The sequence below is a fragment of the Amycolatopsis kentuckyensis genome, from assembly GCF_041679295.1.
In the GTDB taxonomy this organism is placed as follows: Bacteria; Actinomycetota; Actinomycetes; order Mycobacteriales; family Pseudonocardiaceae; genus Amycolatopsis; species Amycolatopsis kentuckyensis_A.
Window position 1 is genome coordinate 12514 of record NZ_JBGDMD010000016.1, and the last position, 22535, is coordinate 35048.

Annotated in this window: 23 protein-coding genes; 8 read left to right on the forward strand and 15 right to left on the reverse strand. The window is 70.9% G+C overall.

All coding sequences use genetic code 11. From position 1 onward, the window contains the following. Nucleotides 1-3: 3 nt before the first annotated feature. The 4 genes from ACERZO_RS45220 to ACERZO_RS45235 all read right to left on the reverse strand — a co-directional run bounded on the left by ACERZO_RS45220 (nt 4) and on the right by ACERZO_RS45235 (nt 4605). Nucleotides 4-1746 (reverse strand): hypothetical protein, encoded by a 1743-nt coding sequence (locus ACERZO_RS45220; protein ID WP_372672165.1) that lies wholly within the window; start codon nt 1744-1746, stop codon nt 4-6. Nucleotides 1747-1930: 184 nt separating this feature from the next. Continuing rightward, nucleotides 1931-3040 (reverse strand): bifunctional RNase H/acid phosphatase, encoded by a 1110-nt coding sequence (locus tag ACERZO_RS45225; protein WP_372672166.1) that lies wholly within the window; start codon nt 3038-3040, stop codon nt 1931-1933. Continuing rightward, complete coding sequence (locus ACERZO_RS45230; protein ID WP_372672167.1) at nt 3037-3774, reverse strand: zinc ribbon domain-containing protein; 738 nt, start codon at nt 3772-3774, stop codon at nt 3037-3039. The genes ACERZO_RS45225 and ACERZO_RS45230 overlap by 4 nt, the downstream gene beginning before the upstream one ends. Before the next feature lie 9 nt (nt 3775-3783). Then, nucleotides 3784-4605: a Nif3-like dinuclear metal center hexameric protein gene (locus tag ACERZO_RS45235; RefSeq protein WP_372672168.1), complete on the reverse strand. Its 822-nt coding sequence runs from the start codon at nt 4603-4605 to the stop codon at nt 3784-3786. A gap of 288 nt (nt 4606-4893) precedes the next feature. Between ACERZO_RS45235 and ACERZO_RS45240 the strand changes: the two genes are divergently transcribed. The 3 genes from ACERZO_RS45240 to ACERZO_RS45250 are packed head-to-tail and all read left to right on the forward strand — an operon-like array spanning nt 4894 to nt 6911. Continuing rightward, entirely contained in the window at nt 4894-5355 is a 462-nt protein-coding gene (locus ACERZO_RS45240) for a low molecular weight protein-tyrosine-phosphatase (protein WP_372672169.1), read from the forward strand. Nucleotides 5356-5415: 60 nt separating this feature from the next. Further along, nucleotides 5416-6243 (forward strand): SURF1 family cytochrome oxidase biogenesis protein, encoded by an 828-nt coding sequence (locus ACERZO_RS45245; protein ID WP_372672170.1) that lies wholly within the window; start codon nt 5416-5418, stop codon nt 6241-6243. 50 nt (nt 6244-6293) lie between these two features. After that, a complete protein-coding gene (locus tag ACERZO_RS45250) occupies nt 6294-6911 on the forward strand; it encodes an FMN-binding negative transcriptional regulator (RefSeq protein WP_372672171.1) in 618 nt (205 codons plus the stop codon). A 1-nt stretch (nt 6912) separates the two neighbouring features. Here ACERZO_RS45250 and ACERZO_RS45255 read toward each other — a convergent pair whose 3' ends face one another. Then, the gene (locus tag ACERZO_RS45255; RefSeq protein WP_372672172.1) at nt 6913-7803 is read right to left on the reverse strand and encodes a cobalamin biosynthesis protein CobD/CbiB; all 891 of its coding nucleotides are present in this window, start codon (nt 7801-7803) and stop codon (nt 6913-6915) included. 73 nt (nt 7804-7876) lie between these two features. Then, entirely contained in the window at nt 7877-8560 is a 684-nt protein-coding gene (locus tag ACERZO_RS45260) for a FadR/GntR family transcriptional regulator (protein WP_372672173.1), read from the reverse strand. A gap of 103 nt (nt 8561-8663) precedes the next feature. Here ACERZO_RS45260 and ACERZO_RS45265 point away from each other — a divergent pair, with 103 nt between their 5' ends. The 4 genes from ACERZO_RS45265 to ACERZO_RS45280 all read left to right on the forward strand — a co-directional run bounded on the left by ACERZO_RS45265 (nt 8664) and on the right by ACERZO_RS45280 (nt 11440). After that, entirely contained in the window at nt 8664-9158 is a 495-nt protein-coding gene (locus ACERZO_RS45265) for a gluconokinase (protein WP_372672174.1), read from the forward strand. Next, entirely contained in the window at nt 9155-10522 is a 1368-nt protein-coding gene (locus ACERZO_RS45270; RefSeq protein WP_372672175.1) for a GntT/GntP/DsdX family permease, read from the forward strand. Before ACERZO_RS45265 ends, ACERZO_RS45270 begins: the two co-directional genes overlap by 4 nt. A gap of 91 nt (nt 10523-10613) precedes the next feature. Next, entirely contained in the window at nt 10614-10937 is a 324-nt protein-coding gene (locus ACERZO_RS45275) for an ArsR/SmtB family transcription factor (RefSeq protein ID WP_372672176.1), read from the forward strand. After that, complete coding sequence (locus ACERZO_RS45280; protein WP_372672177.1) at nt 10934-11440, forward strand: SRPBCC domain-containing protein; 507 nt, start codon at nt 10934-10936, stop codon at nt 11438-11440. Before ACERZO_RS45275 ends, ACERZO_RS45280 begins: the two co-directional genes overlap by 4 nt. Before the next feature lie 55 nt (nt 11441-11495). Here the strand turns inward: ACERZO_RS45280 and ACERZO_RS45285 are convergent, their stop codons facing one another. Genes ACERZO_RS45285 through ACERZO_RS45310 form a run of 6 tightly spaced genes read right to left on the reverse strand, consistent with a single transcriptional unit; the run spans nt 11496 to nt 18168 of the window. Next, nucleotides 11496-12464, reverse strand: coding sequence for an N-acetylglucosamine kinase (locus tag ACERZO_RS45285; RefSeq protein WP_372672178.1), 969 nt, complete (start codon nt 12462-12464; stop codon nt 11496-11498). Then, nucleotides 12461-13726: a 6-phospho-beta-glucosidase gene (locus ACERZO_RS45290; protein ID WP_372672179.1), complete on the reverse strand. Its 1266-nt coding sequence runs from the start codon at nt 13724-13726 to the stop codon at nt 12461-12463. The genes ACERZO_RS45285 and ACERZO_RS45290 overlap by 4 nt, the downstream gene beginning before the upstream one ends. Further along, the gene (locus ACERZO_RS45295; protein ID WP_372672180.1) at nt 13723-14613 is read right to left on the reverse strand and encodes a carbohydrate ABC transporter permease; all 891 of its coding nucleotides are present in this window, start codon (nt 14611-14613) and stop codon (nt 13723-13725) included. Before ACERZO_RS45295 ends, ACERZO_RS45290 begins: the two co-directional genes overlap by 4 nt. Next, the gene (locus ACERZO_RS45300) at nt 14610-15596 is read right to left on the reverse strand and encodes a carbohydrate ABC transporter permease (RefSeq protein WP_372672181.1); all 987 of its coding nucleotides are present in this window, start codon (nt 15594-15596) and stop codon (nt 14610-14612) included. The genes ACERZO_RS45295 and ACERZO_RS45300 overlap by 4 nt, the downstream gene beginning before the upstream one ends. Next, complete coding sequence (locus ACERZO_RS45305) at nt 15593-16951, reverse strand: extracellular solute-binding protein (RefSeq protein ID WP_372672182.1); 1359 nt, start codon at nt 16949-16951, stop codon at nt 15593-15595. The genes ACERZO_RS45300 and ACERZO_RS45305 overlap by 4 nt, the downstream gene beginning before the upstream one ends. A gap of 23 nt (nt 16952-16974) precedes the next feature. Continuing rightward, nucleotides 16975-18168 (reverse strand): ROK family transcriptional regulator, encoded by a 1194-nt coding sequence (locus ACERZO_RS45310; protein ID WP_372672288.1) that lies wholly within the window; start codon nt 18166-18168, stop codon nt 16975-16977. Between the two features lie 224 nt (nt 18169-18392). Here ACERZO_RS45310 and ACERZO_RS45315 point away from each other — a divergent pair, with 224 nt between their 5' ends. Further along, nucleotides 18393-18875 (forward strand): hypothetical protein, encoded by a 483-nt coding sequence (locus ACERZO_RS45315; RefSeq protein ID WP_372672183.1) that lies wholly within the window; start codon nt 18393-18395, stop codon nt 18873-18875. Here ACERZO_RS45315 and nudC read toward each other — a convergent pair. Genes nudC through ACERZO_RS45330 form a run of 3 tightly spaced genes read right to left on the reverse strand, consistent with a single transcriptional unit; the run spans nt 18847 to nt 22534 of the window. Next, entirely contained in the window at nt 18847-19866 is a 1020-nt protein-coding gene (gene nudC / locus ACERZO_RS45320; RefSeq protein ID WP_372672184.1) for an NAD(+) diphosphatase, read from the reverse strand. The two genes, ACERZO_RS45315 and nudC, sit on opposite strands and share 29 nt — an antisense overlap. Beyond that, nucleotides 19866-21245: a M16 family metallopeptidase gene (locus tag ACERZO_RS45325; RefSeq protein ID WP_372672185.1), complete on the reverse strand. Its 1380-nt coding sequence runs from the start codon at nt 21243-21245 to the stop codon at nt 19866-19868. The genes nudC and ACERZO_RS45325 overlap by 1 nt, the downstream gene beginning before the upstream one ends. Continuing rightward, complete coding sequence (locus tag ACERZO_RS45330) at nt 21242-22534, reverse strand: M16 family metallopeptidase (protein ID WP_372672186.1); 1293 nt, start codon at nt 22532-22534, stop codon at nt 21242-21244. The genes ACERZO_RS45325 and ACERZO_RS45330 overlap by 4 nt, the downstream gene beginning before the upstream one ends. Between the last annotated feature and the right edge of the window lies 1 nt (nt 22535).

Below are 22535 nucleotides of genomic sequence, written 5' to 3' on the forward strand. Positions count from 1 at the left end.
CGGTCAGCCGGGCATCGTGATGGTCTGGCCCGGCTTCATCGTCGCGCCGCAGTCGTCCAGGGGGCCGCCGAAGCGGTCCGCCGCCACCGCCGGGATCGTCTTCGCCGCGTACTCCTGGGCCGCCTTCAGCTTCGCCGGGTCGGTCACGGCGTCCTTACGCACCCAGTCGCCGTTGCGCAGGCCCTCGATCGGCGACGAATAGATCAGCACGTAGTCGCGGTCCAGCCGCGGGTCCAGCGCGATGCCGTTGCCGGCCGCCCACGGGCCCCACGAGTGGATGAACGTCGGCTTCACCGTGTCGAACACGTAGTTGCGCAGGCCGGCCAGGTCGTTGTCGTGGACGAGGTCCGCGATCGGCTTGTTGACCAGGCCCGCCATGTCCACCAGCTCGAGCCGGCTCGTCATCGACGACCCGCCCAGGTCCGGCAGCAGCAGCGACGCTTTCTGGATGCCCAGGATGTCCGCGTACGTGTTGAACCCGCGGCCGAAGCGGTCCGCCACCAGGCACGCCGTGATGTTCGGGTTCTTCGCGAACTTGTCCGCCGCGGCCGCGAACCCGACCGCCGTCGGCACGAACGCCCCCACCAGCACGACCACGATCCCGATCCGCAGCAACGCCCGCCGGTGCTTCAGCAGTTCGCCTGCCGAGAGCGTGCCCGCGATGATGGCCAGCGGCCAGATCGGGCTGGCGAACCGGTGCTGGTACATCCAGTCGGCGACCATCACGCCGTACGCGACGATCCCCAGGCCCAGCGGCACCAGCAGCGCGATCAACGACCGCCGCCACGGCGCCTTGACCAGCGCGAACACGATCACCAACGCCAGCAGGACGACGCCCGCCCAGCCCGCGTAGCCCGCCAGCTCGAACGGCCGCTTCAGCGCGTCGATGCCGGGCAGGCCCTGCTGCTTGGCCACCGACGGGTTGGCCAGCAGCCGGCCGAACTCCGCGTGCCGCCAGACGACGTACGCGCCGAACGGCACGGCGAACGCCGCCACCGACAGCAGCGCCAGGCGGAAGCTCTTCCAGAACAGGCCGCCGCGCAGCAGGAACAGCGCCGCCAGCGGGTACGCGCCCGCGTAGATCAGGCCCTCGGGCCGGGTCAGGGCCGCGAACGCGACCATCACGCCCGCCCACAAAGCGACCTTCGGGGTCAGCAACACATCACGCTTCACGGAAACGAACAGCGTCACCGCCAGCGTGACGACGGCGAACGCGAACAGCGAGTTCTCCAGGCCGGACACGACCCAGATGACGAACGACGGGACCGTCGCCAGCGTCAGGCCGGCGATCAGCGTCGCCAGCCACGCGAAGCGCGTGAAGATCTGCTTCGCCGCGATGTAGCAGGCGGTCAGGATGCCGCCGGTGAACAGCAGGCCCAGCGCCTTCGGGAACAGCACGTAGTCGGGGATGCCGAAGATCGCGCCGTGGTCGAAGAGGCCGACGAGCTTGCCGAGGCCGAGCAGCACCATCCACGTCGGGTCGGAGAAGCCCTCGACCGGCGGGGCGCCCGGCTGCAGCACCGGGCCGAGGCCGTCGGCGAAGCTGCGGGCGTAGGAGAAGGTGATGGCGGCGTCGTCGACGATCCAGTGGCCGTAGCGGGTGGCGTGGGCGGCGACCGCCGCGACGCCGGCGAGCACGGCCAGCACCGGCGCCAGCCGCGCGCCCCAGCCGCGCGTGGTCGTCGCGGGTGCCGGGTCCTCGGGGACGTCGCTCGGGGAGGTCTCGGTGAGTGCGCTAGCCGTCATGTCCTCGTCACTGTTCCGCCCGCAGGCTTCTGCCGGTGGGATACGCGCGAGCTGGCGCCCCCTGAAGTGGACCCAGCTGTGGATCCGCCACCGCGGCGACGCGGTCGAGACACTGTAGCCAATACCCCATCCGGGGTCGGCCACGCGTCGGCATTGACCGTGATCCACCCCACATTTCAGCCGGTCAGGCCAGGTGCGAGGTGTCGTTGACCAACCGGACCGAAGCGTTCCCGTCCGGGTAGAACTCGACGATCGACAGCGACGCCAGATCCAGGTGCAGCCGGAACAGCAGCTGCGGCCCCGCGTCGAGGCCCATCCGGAGCAGCGTCTTGATCGGCGTCACGTGGCTGACCAGCACCAACGTCCGGCCGCCGTGCTGGGCGATCAGCTCGTCGCGGGCCTTGCGGACGCGCCGGTGGACAACGTCGAAGCTCTCCCCGCCGGGCGGCGGCACCGAGCTGTCGCCCAGCCACGAGGAGTGCAGTTCGGGGTCGCGGTCGGCGGCTTCGGCGAACGTCAGGCCCTCCCAGTCGCCGAAGTCGGTCTCGATGAGGCCGGGGTGGGTCTCGACGCGGCCGCCGAGCGCGTCGGCGACGGCCTGCGCGGTCTGCTTGGTCCGGGTCAGCGGCGAGGAGACGATCGGGACGGCCTCGCCGTCGACGACCAGGCCGTCCATCGCGGCCAGCCGCTTCGCCGCCGCGGCGGCCTGGGAGCGGCCCAGCTCGGTCAGCGGGACGTCGCCGCGGCCGGAGTAGCGGCGCAGCGCCGACATCTCCGTCTGGCCGTGGCGCAGCAGGAGCAGCCGGGTCGGGGTGCCCTTCGCGCCGGTCCACGCGGTCGTCGCGCGGTCGGGCTTGCGGGTGGGCAGCTTCGGCAGCGTGGGCTTCCCGGCCGCCGCGTCCATGGCCTCGTTGGCGAGCCGGTCGGCGTGGGAGTTCTGGGCCCGCGGGATCCACTCGTACTTGACGCGCGAGAAGCCGGCGGCCAGCTGCTTGGCGCGCTCGGCCAGCGGCTGCATGTCCGGGTGCTTGATCTTCCAGCGTCCGGACATCTGCTCCACCACGAGCTTCGAGTCCATCCGGACGTCCACAGTGGACGCCCCGAGTTCGGCCGCGGCGGTCAGGCCGGCGATGAGCCCGTTGTACTCGGCGACGTTGTTGGTGACGACGCCCAGGCTTTCCTTGCGCTCGGCGAGTACCTCGCCGTCGGTGTCCTTGACGACCGCGCCGTAGCCGGCCGGGCCCGGGTTGCCCCGGGAACCGCCGTCGGCCTCGACGATGACATGCGACGTCACAGACCCGACTCCATGGTCCGGACCAGGATCGCGCCGCAGTTCTCGCACTGGATGACGTCGTCCTCCGGCGCGGCCTTGATCTCGGCGATGGTGTTGCGGTCCAGCTCCAGCTGGCAGGCGCCGCACCGGCGGGCCCGCAGCAGCGCGGCGCCGATGCCCTTGTGCTCGCGGACGCGCTCGTACAGCTTGAGCAGCGGCTCCGGGAAGCGCGGCAGCAGCTTCGCGCGGTCTTCGTCGCGACGCGCGCGGGTGGTGTCCAGGTCCTTGAACGCCTCGTCGCGGCGGGCGACCGCGGCGGCGACCGCGGCCTCGGCCTTGTCGACCTCGGCGCCGGTGCGCTGCGCGTCCAGGCCGAGGGCCTCGCGCTGCTCCATCAGCTCCAGCAGGTCGTCCTCGAGCGCGCTCTGGCGGCGCTGCAGGGTCTGCAGCTCGTGCTCGATGTCGGTCATCTGCTTCGAGTTGACCGACCCGGACGCCAGGAGCTTGCGGTCGCGGTCCTCGCGGGCGCGCACCGACTCGATCTCCTTCTCCTGCCGGGCGATCTCGCGGTCGAGGTCGGAGGCGGCGGTCTCCACGGACACGAGCGCGTCGCGGCGTTCGCGGGCGGTCTTCTCCCCCGCGTCGATCTCGGCCAGCTCGGGCAGGGTGCGGCGGCGGTGCGCGGTGCGCGAGAGCTCGGCGTCCACCTTGGCGAGCTCGAGCAACTGGCGTTGCACGGCGGGTTCGGCCTTCACGGTGCTCCTCTAAATCGATGTGCGCTCGGCGCGGACGTTCCACGGGTCGGTGTTCCGCGTGGAGACGTAGCTGTCGACGTTACCCGCAAACGCTCGCGCCACGACCGCCGAGGCTTGCCCGCACCAGGGCCATTCGCTGGCCCAGTGGGTCAGCCCGACCAGCGCGGGCACGGCGCCGGGGTTCGCCAGGTGCTCGCCGGCGGGGTGATGCCGCAGGTCGGCGGTGACGTAGGCGTCGACACCGGCCGCGGTGGCCTGCTTCAGGTAGGAGTCTCCGGCGCCGCCGGAGACGGCGACGGTGCGGATCGCGCGGTCGGCGTCGCCGGCACCGAGGACGCCGGGCACGGTCGCCGGCAGGGCGTCGGCGACGCGCTGGACGAACCGCGCGAACGGCTCGGCCTCGGGCAGTTCGCCGACGCGGCCGATGCCGGAGACGCCGTCCTGGTTGGGTTCGAGCGGGCCGGTGACGCGCAACCCGATCGCTTCGGCGAGGGCGTCGGACACGCCGGGGTCGGCCGAGTCGGCGTTGGTGTGCGCGCAGTAGAGGGCGATGCCGTCGCGGATCATCCGGTGGACGAGCGCGCCCTTGGCGGTGTCGGCCGGGACGCCGTGCACCCCGCGCAGCAGCAGCGGGTGGTGGGCGACGATCAGCTGCGCACCGAGCGCGGCGGCCTCGTCGACGGTTTCGGCGACGGGGTCGACGCAGAAGAGCACGCGAGTGACGGGCTCGGCGGGATCGCCGCAGACGAGACCGACGGCATCCCACGACTCGGCGAGCGCGGGCGGGTAGGCCTGCTCCAGGACGGTGATGATTTCGGAAAGCGCGGGCACCGAGGGATCTTCGCACGTACGGTCGCGGGCCACGCGGGTACTGGGCGTGGCTCTTGGGGGGCGCCCCGGCGGCGGGTCCACGCCGCCGCCGCGAGCGCCGCGCGCAGCGTCAGTTGCAGTTGCCGCAGCAGCCGCATCCCTGTCCGGTGCACTTCGAGCAGCATCCGTGCATGATCGCTCTCCTTCCGGTTCGCGTCCTCGCTTGATCGACGCTAAGTGACCCCTCGGGGCGGCGGGTACCGCCGAGCGAGCGGGTGACCGGGTGAACCGCCCGGTTACGCTCGCGACGTGACGCACCTCGTCTTCGTCTGCTCCGGCAACATCTGCCGCTCCCCCATGGCCGAGCTCGTCTTCCGGGCGAAGCTCGACGACGCCGGCCTCGCCGAAGCCGTCCGAGTGACCAGCGCGGGCGTCGGCCCCTGGCACGCCGGCGAGCCCGCCGACAAGCGCGCCCGGGCGACGCTCGAAGCCCATGGCTACCCCACCGCGCACGTCGCCTCCGAGGTGTCGGACGAAGACCTCCGAGCCGACCTCCTGCTCGCCGCCGACGAGGGGCACGCCGAGTTCCTCCGGGCCCGCGTCGACGATCCGGCGAAAGTGCGGCTGCTGCGGTCCTTCGACCCGTCGGCCCCCGAAGGCGCCGAGGTCCCGGACCCCTACTACGGCGGTGACGACGGCTTCGAGGACGTCCTCGGCATGATCGAACGCGCGGTGCCCGGTTTGCTGGATTGGGTCCGTTCGCGCGGGTAGCGGTCACAACCGGCGGAGGTCGGCGGGCGGGCGCACCGGGGCACGGCCTACCGTGGTGGGGTGCGGTTGCGGTTCCTGCTCAAGCCCGGGTGGCTGGCTCTGACGGTGGTGGTGTTCGCCTTCGCCATCTGCTGCTTCACGCTGCTCTCGCCGTGGCAGTTCAGCCGCAACGCCGAACGCGAGCAGCAGAACTCCGCGCTCGAGGCGTCGTTCACCGCCGCGCCCCTGCCGCTGGCGCAGCTGCTGCCGCCCGGCAGCGTGCCCGACCAGCGCACCGAGTGGCACCTCGTCTCGATCAGCGGCCAGTACCTGGCGGACAAGGAAGTCGTCGCGCGGCTGCGGACGGTCCAGGGCGAGGGCGCCTTCGAGGTGCTGACGCCGCTGCGGACCACCGATGGCACGGTCGTCCTGATCGACCGCGGGTACGTCCGGCTCGACAGCAAGTCCGGCGTGCTGCCGTACGCGCCGCCGCCGCCCGGGATCGTGCAGGTCACCGCGCGGGTGCGGGCCGACGAGACCGACCCGAAGAACCGGGACGCCTTCGCCGACGCGTCGACCGGCGGGCAGCTCCAGAGCTACGTCGTCGACTCGCGGGTGGTCGCGCGGGCCGGGAAGCTCGACATCCGGCCGGGGTACTTCCAGCTCGACACCGGCCAGCCCGGCGTGCTGGGCGCGTTGCCGCTGCCGCAGACGGACTCCGGGCCGTTCTTCTCTTATGCGCTGCAGTGGATCGCGTTCGGCGCGATGGCGCTGCTCGGCTGGCTGTACTTCACCGTCCGTGAGCTGAAGCCGGGCGGGGCGCTGGATGCGACCCCCACGCAGCGCCGGAAGTCCGTCGCGGAGATCCTGGCCGAAGACGAGCTCGCCGAAAGTGGCCATCAGAAGTAGCTCCGAAATGGCCCTTCTTCCGGGCCACTTGCGGCGGTGACACTGGGGTCATGCTGATCCACCCCTGGGACGCCGCCGCGGACGCGGAGTGGCGCGAGTGGCTGTCCACGCACGACTTCGGCCAGCTGATCGCCGGCGGCGCGGGCCGCGACCTGCCGGTGGTGACCCCGGCGCACTTCGCGTTCGACGGCGCCGACACGATCATCACGCACCTGGCGCGCCCCAACCCGATCTGGCCGCTGCTGGCGGAGCACCCGCGGGCGCTGCTGACGGTCGTCGACGACTACACCTACATCCGCGCGGACTGGAACACGGCCGGCGACCCGGCGGTCGGCGTGCCGACGTCGTACTACGCGACGGTGCAGCTGGAGGGTGACGTCCGGCTGGTCGACGACCCGGAGGCGAAGGCGGCGCTGCTGGACAAGCAGCTGCGCCACTTCGAGCCGGACGGCGCGCGGGCGCCGGTGAGCGCCGCGCCGGAGTCTTCGGACCGGCGGTTGCTGCCGGGGATCCGCGGGATCGAGTTCACGATCACGGGGGTGCGGGCGAAGTTCAAGTTCGGCGGCAACAAGACGGCCGAGGACCGGGAGCGGATCGCCGGCAAGCTGACCGGACGCGACGCGCGGCTCGACGCGGAGGCGTTGGCCCAGTTGCGCCGCCGCGGCTGAGTCAGCGCGACCGGCGCCAGAGCCCCGCGACCACCGCGAGCACCACCGAGGTGACCCCCGCCAGCCAGCCGACGACCCGGGACAGCTCCACCGCCCGCGTCACGTGTCCGGCGTCCGGATTCCGCCCGACCCCCAGCACCGGCAGCTCCGCCACCCCGTGCGGGTAAACCGTCCGCCCGCCGACGCGGACCTCCAGCGCCCCCGCGAACGCCGCCTCGACGCGGCCCGCGTTCGGGCTCGGGTGCGCGATCGTGTCGCGGCGCCACGCCCGCCACGCGCCGCCCGCCGAGCCGCCGACCACCGGGGCCGCCAGCACGGTCAGCCCCGCCGCCACGCGGGTCGGGACCAGGTGGACCAGCTCGTCGAGCCGGTCGATTGCCCAATGCCCCTGCCGGCCCATGCGCGCGCGGCGCAGCAGGCTCACCGTGCGCGCTCCGAGCAGGCCGGGGACGCCCGCCACCGCGCCCCAGACCAGCGGCGCCACCACCGCGTCCGAGGTGTTCTCCGCGACCGTCTCCACCGATGCGCGGGACAGCCCCACCAGGTCCAGGCCGTCGGCCACGCGGGGGTCCAGTTCGGACAGTGTCGCGCGGGCCGGGTCGAAGCGGGACTCCTCGAGGTCGCGGGCCAGCTCGGTGCCCTGCAGGGCCAGGCCGGCCGCGCCGAGGACCGCCCACGTCGTCACCGCCGTCGCCGAGGCCTGCACCAGCGGGCGGCCGCGGCCGGCGCGTTCGAGCAGGAGGCCGCCGGCCACCGCGACGCCCGCGACCACCGCGCCCGCGCGCTGCGGAAGGCGGCGGAACGCCGTCACCGGGAGCCGCCGGCGAGGGTCGCCCAGGGCGCCGTCGGCCGCCACGCCCAACACCAGTCCGATCGCGCGCGCCGCGCTCACCCGTGCCCCCCGGCAGAAGAAAACTCCAGTACCCGAGGAGGCTACTCGCCCCGGCAACGCCGTCCGGAAAGCCCTACTCGACCAGCGCCGCGATCTCGTCACGCGCCTGGACGACGATGTCCCGCATCGCCCGCTCCGCGCGGTCCGCCTCCCCCGCCGCCACCGCCGCCGCCACCTCGAGGTGCCACGCGATGGCCTCGGGCTGCGGTTCCGGCGGCATCAGCCCGTGGCCGGTCCGGCCGGTCAGCACCTCCGCGACGACCTCGGACAGCTGCGCGAACATCGGGTTCCCGGACGCAGTGAGCAGCAGGTCGTGGAACGCGATGTCGAACTCCAGGAACGTCGTGAGGTCCCCGGCCCGGCCGGTGCGCGCCAGCCGCTCCCCCAGCGCGCCGAGCCGGCCGCGCTCCTCGGGGGTCGCGCGCAGGGCCGCGTACCGCGCCGCGCACGGCTCGATCGCCGAGCGCAGCTCGTTCAGCGTCGCGAGGGCCGCCGGGCGCGCGGGGCCGTCGAGCTGCCAGCGGATCAGCCGCGGGTCGTAGTGGTTCCACTCCGTCTGGTCCCGCACGATCACGCCGACCCGGCGCTTGCTGCTGGTCAGCCGCATCGTCTCGAGCACCCGGACGACTTCGCGCGCCACCGTCCGCGAAGCACCGAAGCGCTCCTGAAGCTCTTCGGAGCGCAACACGGTGCCCGGCGCCAGGGACCCGTTCGCAATCGCCGCGCCCAGCGCGTCCAGTACCTGCTCGTGCCTCACCAGGCCCAACCTAGCCGTCTGACTCGATTAAGTAGTACTTCATCTTGAATAAGTAGTACTTTTGAGTTTCACTCACCTGGGCACAACGAAGTGGGAGGTGCGGATGACCGTCATCGTGGTGATGGGGGTGTCAGGCTCCGGCAAGACGACGATCGGCACGGCGCTCGCGAACGCGCTGGACGTCGAGTACGCCGAGGCCGACACGTTCCATCCGCAGGCCAACATCGACAAGATGACCGCGGGCCACCCACTGACCGACGAGGATCGCGCCCCCTGGCTCGAGGCCATCGCCGGCTGGATCCGCGACCACCAGGACTCCGGCGGCGTCGTGACGTCGTCCGCTCTCAAGCGCCGGTACCGCGACGTACTGCGGACCGGCGGCGACGTCTGGTTCGCCCACCTGCACGGCGACCGCGAGATCCTCGCCGAACGCATGAAGTCGCGTTCGGGCCACTTCATGCCGGTGTCCCTCCTGGACTCCCAGCTCGCCGACCTGGAACCCCTCGAAGCGGACGAGCCCGGCGCGATCTTCGACATCCGGGAAACGCCGGCCGAGATCACCGAAGCCGCACTGACCGCCTTCCGGGAGCACGCGTGAACACCGTCCTCGCCGCCGGCTGGACCGGCCACGACACCCGCCTGATCGTCGCGACCGTCGTCGCGATCGCCGTCATCGTCGTGCTGATCACGAAGGTGAAGCTGCACCCGTTCCTGTCGCTGGTGCTCGGCTCGCTCGTGCTCGGCCTGACCGCCGGGATGCCGGTCGACAAGCTGCTGAAGAGTTTCACGACGGGCGTCGGCAGTACGGTCGCGTCGGTCGGCATCCTGATCGCCCTCGGCGCGATGCTCGGCAAGCTGCTGGCCGACTCCGGCGGTGCCGACCAGATCGTCGACACCGTCCTCGGCAAGGCCCGCGGCGGCGCGCTGCCCTGGGCGATGGCGCTGGTGGCGGCGCTGATCGGGCTGCCGATGTTCTTCGAGATCGGGCTCGTCATGCTGATCCCGGTCGTGCTGCTCGCAGCCAAGCGCACCGGGAAACCGCTGATGCTGCTGGGAATTCCGGCGGTCGCCGGGCTTTCCGTGCTGCACGGACTGGTGCCGCCGCACCCGGGCCCGCTCGCCGCCGCGGGCGCACTGAACGCGAACGTCGGCGTGACGCTGGCGTTCGGCCTGCTGGTCGGCATCCCGACGCTCGTCGTCGCGGGACCGTTGTTCGGCAAGGTCGCCGCCCGGCTCGTCCCGGACGCGACGCCGCCGGAGCGCCTGATCCCGGAGCACGCCGACACGGACAAGCCGCGCCCGAGTTTCGCCGCGACGCTCACGACGGTGCTCCTGCCGGTCGTGCTCATGCTGGCGAAAGCGCTCTCGGACATCTTGCTCGGCAAGGAAAACCAGGCGCGCCGCATTCTGGACTTCGTCGGTGACCCGCTGATCGCGCTGCTGGCGGCGGTGCTGGTCGGCATGGTGCTGCTCGGCCGCCCGGCCGGCCTCGACCGCGCGCGGCTGTCCACTGTGGTCGGTGAGTCGCTGGGCCCGATCGCGGGGATCATCCTGATCGTCGGCGCGGGCGGCGGCTTCAAGCAGACGCTGGTGGACGCGGGCGTCGGCGACGTCATCACGGGCTTGGCGAAGGACGCGCACCTGTCACCGCTGCTGCTCGGCTGGCTGGTCGCGGTGGCGATCCGCCTGGCAACGGGCTCGGCCACGGTGGCAACGGTCTCGGCGGCGGGCATCGTCGCCCCGCTGGCGGCGGGGATGGACCCGTCGCACAGCGCACTGCTGGTGCTCGCGATCGGCGCGGGGTCGCTGTTCTTCTCGCACGTCAACGACGCCGGGTTCTGGCTGGTGAAGGAGTACTTCGGGCTGTCGGTCGGGCAGACGCTGAAGAGCTGGTCGGTGATGGAGACGCTGATTTCGGTGGTGGCGATCGCGCTGATCCTGCCGCTGTCCCTGGTCGTTTAGGACCCGCGCGAACGAAGGCCGTCACCCACCGCGGGTGGCGGCCTTCTTCACCCGTTGACATGTGACCTTTTGGTCACCTATCCTCGCTGACGTGCCCGACGACGACCTGGTGTTCAAGGCGCTGGCGGATCCGACCCGCCGGTTCCTGCTCGACCTGCTCTTCGAGCGCGACGGCCGCACGCTCACCGAGCTGGAAACCCAGGTCGACATGACCCGCTTCGGCGTCATGAAGCACCTGAAGCTCCTCGAAGAGGCCGGGCTCGTCGTCGCGCGGAAGGAAGGCCGGGAAAAGCTGCACTTCCTCAACCCCGTGCCCATCCGGCAGATCCACGACCGGTGGATCGACAAGTACACCGAACGCCACGTCACCGCGCTGCTCGACCTCAAGAACGAACTGGAAGGCGAAGAACCATGACGACCACCGTGCAGGTCCACCGCGTCTACATCAAGGCCACCCCGGAGCGCATCTGGGAAGCCATCACCAAGCCCGAGTGGACGCGGAAGTACGGCTACACCGGCCTCGCCGACTTCGACCTCAAGGTCGGCGGCAAGCACCGGACCCGCCCGACGCAGGAGTTCATCGACGCCGGGTTCACCGGGGACCTCGTCGACGGCGAAGTCCTCGAAGTCGATCCGCCGCGCAAGCTCGTCATCACCTGGAAACTGCTGATGGGCCCCGAAGAGATGGGCGCCGAGCCCTACACCACGCTCACCTACGACATCGAAGAAACCAAGACCGCCGGCACCAGACTGACCGTCACCCACGACGTCACCGGCGCGCCGCTCACCGCCGACATGGTCGCCGGGGTGCACGAGGACATCAACGCCGGGCCGGGCGAGAACGCCGGGGGCGGCTGGGCCTGGGTGCTCTCCGACCTCAAGTCCCTGCTGGAGACCGGCGAGATCCTCGTTCCTTGAGGGGGTCTGGCGGGGCCTGTCTCGCGCCGCTTCGAGGCAGGCCCCGCCAGGGTCTTCAGACGCGCTGGGTCGCCGCCTTCAAGGCCGCCTTCGCAGCCTCCGACGCGCCCAGCGTGTCGAGTCCGAACAACGCCGCCCCCACCACGGGGTTCACGTCGACGACGCGGACCACCGCGCGCGGCGCCACCTTCAGGCACCGCTTCTCGATCTCCGCGATCACCGGTGCGCCGATGCCGGTCAGGACGCCGCCGCCGAGGACGATCTCGGGCGCGTCCTCGGTCAGGTCCAGCTCGCGCAGGATCACCGCCGCGAACACGCTGACCTCCTCGACGAACCGCGTCACGATCTCCTGCGCGACCTCGTCGCCCGCCGCGGCCACCTCGAACAGGAGCGGGCACAGGCCGTGGATCGACGCCGGGTCGATCTCCTCGAAGTGCAGGCCCTGCACCACGTCCAGCAGCGTCGGCTTGCCGAAGTACGCCGCCACGGCCGGCATCAGCGCGGTCCGCGGACCGCGGCCGTCCTCGGCGCGCACGGCCCACCACAGGGCCTCCTCGCCGAGCCGGTAGCCGCCGCCCCAGTCGCCGGAAATCTTGCCCAGCGCGGGAAAGCGGTGGACACGGCCGTCCGGGCCGACGCCGGCGCCGTTGATCCCGGCGCCGCACACGACCGCGACACCCACCCCCGCGCTGCCCGCCCGGAGCAGCGCGAGGGTGTCGTTGCCGACCGTAAGGGTGTCGCTCCACCCGCGCGCGGACAGCGCCGCGTGCAGCGCCTCCTCTTCACGCGGGAAGTCCAGACCGGCCAGGTACGCCGAAGTGTGCACGGCGAACGGCTTCTCCCCGAAGTCCGGGTACGCCTCCAGCACCAGGCCCTCCAGCGCCGTGACGCAGGCCGCTACGCCGATGTTCTGCGGCGACGCGCCGGGGCCGCGGGACTTCCCCAGCACCACGCCGTCTTCCGAGATCACCAGGACCTCGGTCTTGCTGTTGCCGCCGTCGATCGCGATAATCGCAGGCCTCATCCGCGTGCCCAGGGCAGGTACTCGCGGTTGATCTGCACCAGCGAATCGGCGAGCGTGTCGGCCTTCGAATACTGGCCGACCAGCGGGTGCGCCAGCAGCGCGTCGGCCACGCGGTCACGGCCACCCTTGACCGCCGCCTCCAAAGCCAGGAATTCATACGCCGTGGTCGCCGAGATCAGGCCCGAGAACTGCGGTTCCACCGGCGGCTGCGGGATCGCCACCGCACCCTTCGAGTCCACAATGGATCGCGCCTCGATGACGGCGTCGTCCGGCAGGAACGGGAAAGTCCCGTCGTTGCGGACGTTCACCACGTGCTCCTCAGCTGGCCCGCCCGCGGTCAGCGCGTGCACCAGCTGCACGGCGGCCTCGGAGTAGTACGCGCCGCCACGCTTCTCCAGCGACTCCGGCTTCGTGTTCTGCTCCGGGTCGAGGTAGATCTTCAGCAGTTCTTCCTCGACGTCGGACACGACGTCCGCGCGCGGCCGCTCGGTGCGCTGCTTGGTGACCTGCTCGTCGTGCGCGTAGAAGTACTTCAGGTAGTACGACGGCACGACGTTCATGCGCCGCAACCACTTCTCCGGCACACTGACCTCATTGGACAGGTAGTCCAGGTGCTCCTCGAGCAGCTCCGGCAGCCGGTCGACGCCGTCGACGAGCGCGCCGCGCTCCCAGCTCAGGTGGTTCAGTCCGGTGTGGACGAGCTTGACGTCGTCCGCGCCGACGCCGAGCAGCTTGCCGAACTGGCGCTGCAGGTTGATCGCGACGTTGCACAGCCCCACCGCGCGGTGGCCCTCGTTGAGCAACGCGCGGGTGACGATGCCGACCGGGTTGGTGAAGTTGACGATCCACGTGTCGTCGCCGGCGATCTTGCGGACGCGGTCGGCGATGTCGAGCACCACCGGGACCGTGCGCAACGCCTTCGCCAGGCCGCCCGCGCCGGTCGTCTCCTGCCCGACGCAGCCGCAGGCGTGCGGGAACGTCTCGTCCGAGCGCCGCGCCCGCTGGCCGCCGACGCGCAGCTGGATCAGCACGGCGGAAGCGCCGTCGACGCCCTCCTCCAGCGACTGCGTGGTCCGCACCCGCGCCGGGTGCCCGGCGTGCGACAGCAGGCGTTGGCTGAACCCGCCGACGGCCTCGACGCGGTAGGCGTCCGGGTCGACCAGCACGATCTCGTCGACGTCCAAAGTGGACCGGCGCCCGGCGATCCCGTCGATCAGCTCCGGCGTGTAGGTGGACCCGCCACCGACGACTGCCAGCTTCATCCCTTGACTCCCGTGAATGTGATGCCCTTGACGAACGACTTCTGCGCGAACACGAACAGCACGATCACCGGCGCCATGATCAGCGCGGTCGCCGCCATCGTCATGTTCCACTCGACGTGGTGCATGCCGCGGAAGGACGCGATCGCCAGCGAAAGCGGCCAGTGGTCCTGGTTCTCGCCGGTGTAGAGCAGCGGCCCGAAGTAGTCGTTCCAGGTGAACAGGAAGCAGAACATCGCGGTGGCCGCGATTCCCGGCTTGGCCATCGGGATCAGCACCCGGACCATCGCCTGGAACTCGTTGCAGCCGTCGATCTTCGCCGCTTCGATGTAGTCCTTCGGAATGGTGAGGAAGAACTGGCGGAGCAGGAAGATCGAGAACGCGTCGAAGAAGAAGTACGGCACGATCAGCGGAACCAGCGTGCCGGTGAGCCCCATCCGGACCCAGAGGTCGTACAGCGGCACGACGGTGACCTGCGGCGGCAGCAGCATCGCGGCCACGGTCAGCATGAAGAACAGGTTCTGCCCGCGCCACCGCAGTTTGGCCAAACCGTAGGCGGCCGGGATCGCCGAGAGCAACGCACCCGCCGTCGCCAATGCCGAGTACAGCAGGCTGTTGCCGAAGTACTCCAGCAACGGCGCCTTCTTGAACACCGTCACGAAGTTCTCGAAGTGCCATTCGGACGGCCACAGGCTCGCCGTCATCGCCTGGTCGCTCTTCATCACCGCGGTGAGGAACACGAACAGCAGCGGCAGCATGAAGATCACGCCGAGGGCGATCCCGATCGCGTGCGTCGCGATGTAGGACAGCCGCTTGTCCCAGCTGCGCTTGAACCGCACCTTCGGCGGTACCCCCGCGTCGCGCTGCGGCGCTTCGGCCACGGCGGTCATGCGCCCTCCTCCTGGTGCTGGGACTTCCGCAGCTGCCGCACGAGAATCCACGTGAAACCAGCGGAAACGATGAACAGCAGGACGGCCATCGCCGCCGCGTAGCCCATGTTGAAGTAGCGGAAACCCTGGACGTACAGCCAGATCGGGTACGTCAGCGTCGAGTTCTGCGGTGCCCCGATGAGCTTCGAGTTGCCGGCGACGTCCGCGGTGCCCGCCGACGCGGACGCGGCGACGATGGCCTGGGTGAAGAACTGCAGCGCGTAGATGATCGAGTTGACCACGCCGAACAGCAGCACCGGCGAGATCGACGGGAGCGTGACGTGCCAGAACCGGCGGACCGGGCCGGCACCGTCGAGCTCGGCGGCCTCGTACTGCTCGGTCGGGACGTCCAGCAGCGCGGCCAGGATGATGATCATCAGCTCGCCGGAGCCCCAGAGCGCCAGCAGCGTCAGCGCGGGCTTCGACATCGCCGGGCTGTTGAACCAGAGCCCGCCGTCGATGCCGACGAGCCGCAGGAACCGGTTGACCGGGCCGAACTCCGGGTTGAACACGAAGACGAACGCCAGCGTCGCGGCCGCGGGCGGGGCGAGCGTCGGCAGGTAGCACAGGGTCCGGACGAGGCCGACCCCCGACTTGAGCCGGGAGATCACCGACGCGATGCCGAGGGAGAACACCACGCGGCAGACCGTCAGGACGACCACCAGCCACAGCGTGTTGTACGCGGCCGTGCCGACCAGCGGCTCGGTGGTGAACATCCGGACGTAGTTGTCGAAGCCGATGAACACCGGCGGGTTGATCAGGTCGTACCGCGTGAAGGAGTAGTAGACCGTCGCGATCAGCGGGTAACCGAAGAAGATCAGGAACCCGAGGAACGCCGGGGCCATGAAGAGGAAGACGGTCCGGCGGCGCTTGGCCCGGCGGGCCCCCGCCCGCACCTTGGCAGGTGCGGGCGGGGAAGCCTTTTCCGCAAGGGTGGACGTCATCCGCCCGCGCCCTTCTGCTTCAGCTCGTCGTTGATCTGCGCGTCGACCTTCTGCAGGCCCGCGGTCAGGTCCGGCACGGCGCCGGCCTGCCACTTCTCGGCGAAGTCGTTGACCGCCTTGAGGTGCGCGTCACCGATCGGCGTGGTCTGGTTCGACACGAGCTTGCCGCTGTCGTACATGTCGAGGAACGTCTTGAACTGCGGCTGCAGGTCGAGGCGCGGCGACGTCAGCGAGGCCTTCGTGCTGGGCACGTTCTTCAGGCCGTTGGCCATGTCCACCAGGGTGTCGGTGTCCAGGGTGACCTGCTTGATCAGCTCCCACGCGGCGCCGGGGTTCTTGGCGCCCTTGGGGATGGCGATGATCGTGCCGGTGGTGAAGGCACTTCCGTACTTGTCCGCCATGGTGGTGAGCACCGGGGCGGGCGCGGTGGCGTAGTTCAGGGTCGGCGCCTGGTCCTTGATGAACGCGGTGCGGAACTCACCGTCGTAGATCATGGCCAGCTTGCCCTTCTGGAAGCCGTTGTCGGCGGAGTACTCGTCACCGAGACCGGCCTTGAACTTCTCGACCTTGTCGTGGCCGCCGAGCGCGTCGATCAGCTTCTTCTGGAACTCGAACATCGCCTTCCAGCCGGGGTTGGTGGCGAGGTCCGACTTGCCGTCCGGGCCCAGGAACGGCGCGCCGAAGTTCGGCGCCCAGTACTGGGCCTGGTTGGCGTAGAACGGCATCGACGGCAGGAAGCCGGCGACCTTGATCGAGCCGTCCGCGTTGTACTCGGTCAGCTTCTTGGCGTCCTCGAGCAGCTCGTCCGTGGTCTTCGGCGGCGAGGTGACGCCCTTCGCCGCGAACATGTCCTTGTTGTAGTAGAAGCCGTAGACGTCGGCGAGCATCGGCATGGCGCACCGCTTGCCCTGGTACTCGGTGTAGTTGCGGACCGCGTCCGGGATCTGCGTGAGGTCGATCTTGTCGCGGTCGATGTAGGGCTTCAGGTCCTGGAAGCTGCCGGTGGAGCACCAGGCACCGAGGTTGTCGGTGTAGAAGGAGATCGCGACGTCGGGTGGGTTGCCGCCGCGGATCGACTGGGTGAGCTTGTCGTCGTCCTGGTTGCCCTCGTGCTTGATCTCGATGTTCGGGAACTTCGCCTTGAGCTTGTTGAGGCCCGCGGTGACCACGCCGTACTCGCGGTCGGTGAACTTGGAGTACACGGTGATCGTGATCTTGTCGTCCTTGCCGGGCGCGGCCGCCGCGTCACCCCCGCTCGGGGCGGCGGCGCCGGAACAGGCGCTGGTCAGCAGGACGGACGCCGCGGCGGCGGCCACCAGCAGGGCGCCGCGGCGGGTCCGGGTGGTAGGGGGCATGGCCCTCCTCCTCATCGGTCGGTCTACTCGGTCGGGGACGGGTGCTTCCGGCCTCGGGCCTGCGACCCGAGGAGCGTGGGGGTGACGACGCCGAAGACGTCCTCACGGGCGGTGGCCAGCGCGGACTGCAGCGCGCCGGCGCGAACGGCGTTGCCCTGCACGGAAGCGCAGCCGACGGGCGTGCGCGGCAGGACCAGTTCGTGCAGCTTTTCCTGCACCAGCGCGGCGAACTGCTCGCCGCCGGCGCGGCTGGTGTCCCCGCAGAGGAGCACGAGCTGCGGGTCGGCGACGGCGACGAGGTTGGCGACGCCGCCGGCGACCCTTCTCGCCAGATCGTCGAGGAACGGGCTTTTCCCGGCCTTTTCGACCGCTTCCCAGGCGGTGTCGGCCTGGATTCCGTGGGCGGCGGCGAGCCGGCAGATGGCGGGCGAGTCGACCAGGTTGCCGAACCGGGCGCCGGCTTCGGGCCAGACGTCCCCGGTGTCCACAGTGGCCGGATCAGGCACGCGCATCCAGTCGATCTCGCCGCCCCCGCCGGTGGCCCCGCGCAGCAGCCGCCGTCCGATGACGACGGCGCCGCCGACGCCTTCGGACAGCCAGACCATGACGAAGTCGTCGACGTCCTGGGCCTGCCCGACGCTCATCTCCTCGACGGCGACGAGGTTGACGTCGTTCTCGATGAGGACGTCGACGCCGAGCTCGTCGGAGAGCTTCTGCGGGACGTCGAAGCCGAGCCAGCCGGGGATGTGCGGGGCGGAGGAGAGCAGGCCGGTCCGCGGATCGAACGCCCCCTGCGCGCCGATCACGACGTGGGCCAGGTCCTCCCGTTGGATCCCGGCCTGTTCGGCGACTTTCTGGAGGGCTTCGCCGAAGGTCCCGACGACATCGGCCCCGGCGTGCACGGGCAGCGGCGTCCGGTATTCGGCGAGCACGACCCCGGCGACATCGGCGACGACGAAGTCCGCGACGTGCGGCGTGAGATCGACGGCGGCGACGAAGGCGAGGCTGCCGTTGGCGGCCCAGAGCTGGGCCCGGGGCCCCCGGCCACCGCCCCGGACGCCGGCTTTGACGACGAGGTTGTCCAGCTCGAGCCGGGTGATGAGCTGCGCGGTGGCGGGTTTGGACAGCCCGATGGCGAGTTCGAGTTCGGCGCGGGTCAGCGGGCCTTCCCGAAGGAGGACCTCGATGGCGGCGCGATCGTTGATCTCGCGCAGCATCCGCGGGCTACCGGCTCGCACTCGTTGCTCCCGACTTAATTAGGATACTTTACAGACGGTTTCGCAGGACTGTAGTGAGCCGGAGCACAGCCGTCAACGGTCTGGTGAAACGAGCAGGTAACGCCTCGAGGGGCGTTGGGCCACGTGGCGGAAACACCGGTGAACGAGTGGCGCCGGTTCCCCGGAGCCCGGTATCTGGTTGCGCACCCTGGGATGCTGAAGGCGTGGAGACGACCGGGCCGCCCGAGGACGTGCTCGGCTGCCCGGTGCCGATCGCGCGGTTCGTCGCGCGGACCGGCCTCGCCGTGGTCGCGCTGCAGCACGTCGTCGCCTACCCCGGCGGTTGCAGCTTCGTCGTCCACCTGACCGTGCGGCGGGGCTCGCTCGACGCCGTGACCTGGGGAAACATCGCCGACAGCCACGCGGGCGGCTACCCGGGCCCGACGGACGAGGGCTTGCAGTTCCGGGTGAGCGAGGGGTCAGTGGTGGAGATCGGCGGCGGCGCGAGCTACGACGACCACCGCTACCGCGGCGACCGGCAACTGTGGCTGAGCGCGCTGCCGGCCGAGCCGGTCGAGTTCAGCGTCGAGTGGCGCAAGGTCGGCCTCGCCCGCACCGCCACCACCATCGACGGCCGAGCCATCGCGGCGGCCGCGGCGCGGGCCGAGCCGTACTGGCCTACTCCTCCGCGTCCGCCCAGGCCTTGAGCATCACGCGGGCGATGGACGAATTCCCCGGCAGGATGATCTCCGCCGCCCCATCGGCGATCGGCGTCGGCTTGGAACCCTCGCCTCGCACCGAACTGTTCGCGAACGCCTCGCGCACCTCGGCCCGCGAGACCCACAGCGCCTCTTCGATCTCCCCATCAGCCGGCACCAACGGCAACGAGCGATCCGCCCGCGCCGTGAAGCCCAGCATGATCGACCGCGGGAACGGCCACGGCTGGCTCCCGAGGTACCGGACGTCGGACACCGACGCCCCCACCTCTTCGCGGATCTCCCGGACCACGCACGCCTCGAGCGACTCCCCCGCCTCGACGAATCCCGCCAAGACCGAATACCGCCCCGCCGGCCAGATCGGCTGACGCGCGAGCAGCACGTGCGAGCCGTTCACACCCTCCGAAGAATGGACCAGGCAGATCACCGCCGGGTCCGTGCGCGGGTACTCCTCACGTCCATCATGAGTGCACTTGCTCGCCCAGCCGAACTGGATCAGCTCCGTGGGATGGCCGCAGCGCGTGCAGAACTTCGCCTGGCGACGCCAAAAGCGCAACGCCTGCGCTGTCGTGAACAGCCCCGCCGACGTGTCGTCCAGCAGGTCTCCGTACCCGCGCAGCTCGACCCAGACCTCGCCGTCCGCGCGCGGGACCTCCTCGACGAAACCCCAGCTGCCCGCCATCTTCACGGTGTCGGCCGAGCCCGACGGGCCGCCCGGCAGCGACCAGTAGTCGACGTCCTGCCACTCGCCGAGGAACACCGCGTCCGCCGGGGGCGACGCGCCGAAGTCGATCGCCTTGCGGAACGCCAGCACCGACGATCCCTCGACGACCGGGGTGCGCCCGGTGTCGTCCAGCAGGACGACCCGGGCGTCGGCCCAGCGCGACAGCAGCCGCGATGGGTTGGTGCGCAAGCCTTCCTGCCGGTCCACAGTGGACCGGGACAGGGTGGGCAGATCCCCCAGCGAGAACGGGACGGACATCAGGCCGGCTCGCCCACGACGACGTCGCCCAGGGACAGCAGCTTCCGCTCCAACACGCCCGCGTCGCCGACCACCACGCCCGTGAACCGCTTGGGGGCGAAGTACTTCAGCGCCGCTTCGGCCACCTCGTCGGCCGTCACCGCCGCCACCCGCGCCGGGTGCTCGTTCAGCCACTCCAGGCCCAGCCCGGTCGACGCCAGCGCCAGGACCTGGCCGGCCAGTCCGGACTGCGACGACGTCGACGTCAGCAGCGAGCCGATCGCGTACTGCCGCACCGATTCCAGCTCGTCGCCCGACGGTGGGACCTGGCCGAGGCGGCCCAGCTCGTAGCGGGTCTCCAGCAGCGCCGGCGCGGTCGCCTCGGTGGCCGTGTCCGCGTCGACGTTGACCACCGCGGTGCCGTCGGTGAACTCGAACCCGGAGTGCGCCGAGTACGTGTACCCCTTGTTCTCGCGGATGTTCTCCACCAGCCGCGACGAGAAGTACCCGCCGTAGGCCAGGTTCGCCAGCTGCAGCGCCGCGTAGCCCGGGTCGGTGCGCGGCACGGTCTGCGCCGACAGCCGGATCTGCGACTGCACGGCCCCGGCGCGCGGCACCAGCAGCACGTTCGGCCCGGTCAGCTCCGGCAGCGGCGGCAGCCGGACGGCGGAGCGGTCGGACGCCCAGCCGCCGAGCACCTTCTCCAGCTCGCCGACGACGGCCTGCGGGTCGATGTCGCCGACCAGCACCAAGACCGCGCCGCGCGGCAGCACGGACGCCTGGTGCAGCGCCCGGACCTGCTCCGGCGTCACGACCGCGACGTCCTCCGCACGGGGAACCTCGCGGGTGGCCGGGTGGTCGCCGTAGCGGTGCTTCTGCAGCGCTTCGCGGGCGATCGTGCGCGGCTGGGTCCGCGAGACGGCGATCCGCTCGACGAGCCGCTCCTTCTCGCGCGCGATCTCCTCGTCCGCGTACGTCGCCGCGGTGAGGACGTCGCCGAGGACGTCGAGGAACGTCGGCAGCTTGTCGGCGAGCGCGGATCCGGTCAGCACCAGGCGTTCCGGGTCCACGCCGGCGCCGATGTCGCCGCCGATCAGCGCCAGCTCGGCGTCGATCTCGATGCGGTTGCGGCGCGCGGTACCGGTCAGGATCGTCTCGGCGAGCACCTCGGCCGTGGCCGGGTGCAGCGCGTCGTCACCCGCGAACGGGATCCACAGCCGGGCCTCGACCAGCGGCACGGTCGCCTTGCGCACGGCCAGCACGCGCAGGCCGTTGGAAAGCTCGGTGTCCACATGGGACAGATCGGCGGCGGCGCGCTGCTCGCCCAGCGGCGGCAGCGGACGCGGGCCCCGCGTGGTGCGGCCGATCTCGTCCGCACTGCGGTGCGTTGCTGAAGTCACTGCTCGTTGGTCCCTTCCGAAGCGGGCTTGACCACCAGGACGGCGCGCGCGTCGGGGCGCAGCGCCTTGGCCGCCGCCGAAACGGCTTCCGAGGTGACGGCGGACATCCGGTCCGCGAGCTTGTACACCAGCGACGCGTCGCCGTAGAGCAGCTCGAACGAACCGAGGGCCAGCGTCCGGGACACCAGCCGGTCGTGCTCGGAGTGCAGGCTCGCCGTCCAGCGGGCGGTGACCTTGCGCAGCTCCTCCTCGCTCGGCGGGGTCTCGGCGAGCTTCTCCAGCTCGTCGTCCAGCGCGGCGAGCACGCGCTCGCGCGGCACCTCGTGCGGGTGGATCAGGGTGATGGTGAACGTGTCGGGATCGCGCGCCTCGAACGGGCCGAACAGCCCGGCACCGGCGCCGATGTCGACCACCAGGGGCTCGCGGTGCACCAGCCGCTGCTGCAGGCGGGAGCCGTCGCCGTCGGTGAGGACGCCGGCGAGCACCAGGTAGGCGAGGTAGCCGTCGACGTCGTTGATCGGGTCCGGCATCCGGTAGCCGATGCCGAGCGCGGGCAGCGGGGCGTGCGGGTCTTCGACCTCGCCGCGCAGCTCGGTGGTCGGCAGCGGCTCGGCGAACGACGGCCGCTGCGGCGCGGGCCGGTGCGGGACGTCGCCGAAGTGCGTCTCGATCAGCTTCTTGGCGTTGTCGACCTCGAAGTCACCGGCCACGGTGAGCACGGCGTTCGCAGGCGCGTAGTAGGTGTCGAAGAACGCCGCGCAGTCGTCGACCGTCGCGCTCTCGAGGTCTTCGAAACCGCCGTAACCGTTGTGCGCGTTGGGGAACGTCGAGTACAGCACCGGCGGCAGGGTGATCCAGGGGAACCCGCCGTAGGGCCGGTTCAGCACGTTGAGCCGGATCTCCTCCTTGACGACGTCGATCTGGTTCGCCAGGTTCTCGGCGGTCAGCTTCGGCGCGCGCATCCGGTCGGCCTCGAGGAACAGCGCGCGCTCGAGCGCGGCGCTCGGCAGCACCTCGAAGTAGTCCGTGTAGTCCGGGTGGGTCGACCCGTTGAAGGTGCCGCCGCTGGACTGGACGTGCCGGAAGTGGGCGAGCTTCTCGAGGCTCTCCGAGCCCTGGAACATCAAGTGCTCGAAGAGGTGCGCGAAACCGGTGCGCCCCTCGGGCTCGGAACGGAAGCCCACGTCGTAGTGGACACTGACGCCGACCACCGGCGCGGTCGCGTCGGGTGCGAGGACCACGCGCAGACCGTTGTCGAGGGTGTATCGGACGAGCTCGGGATCGGCCATG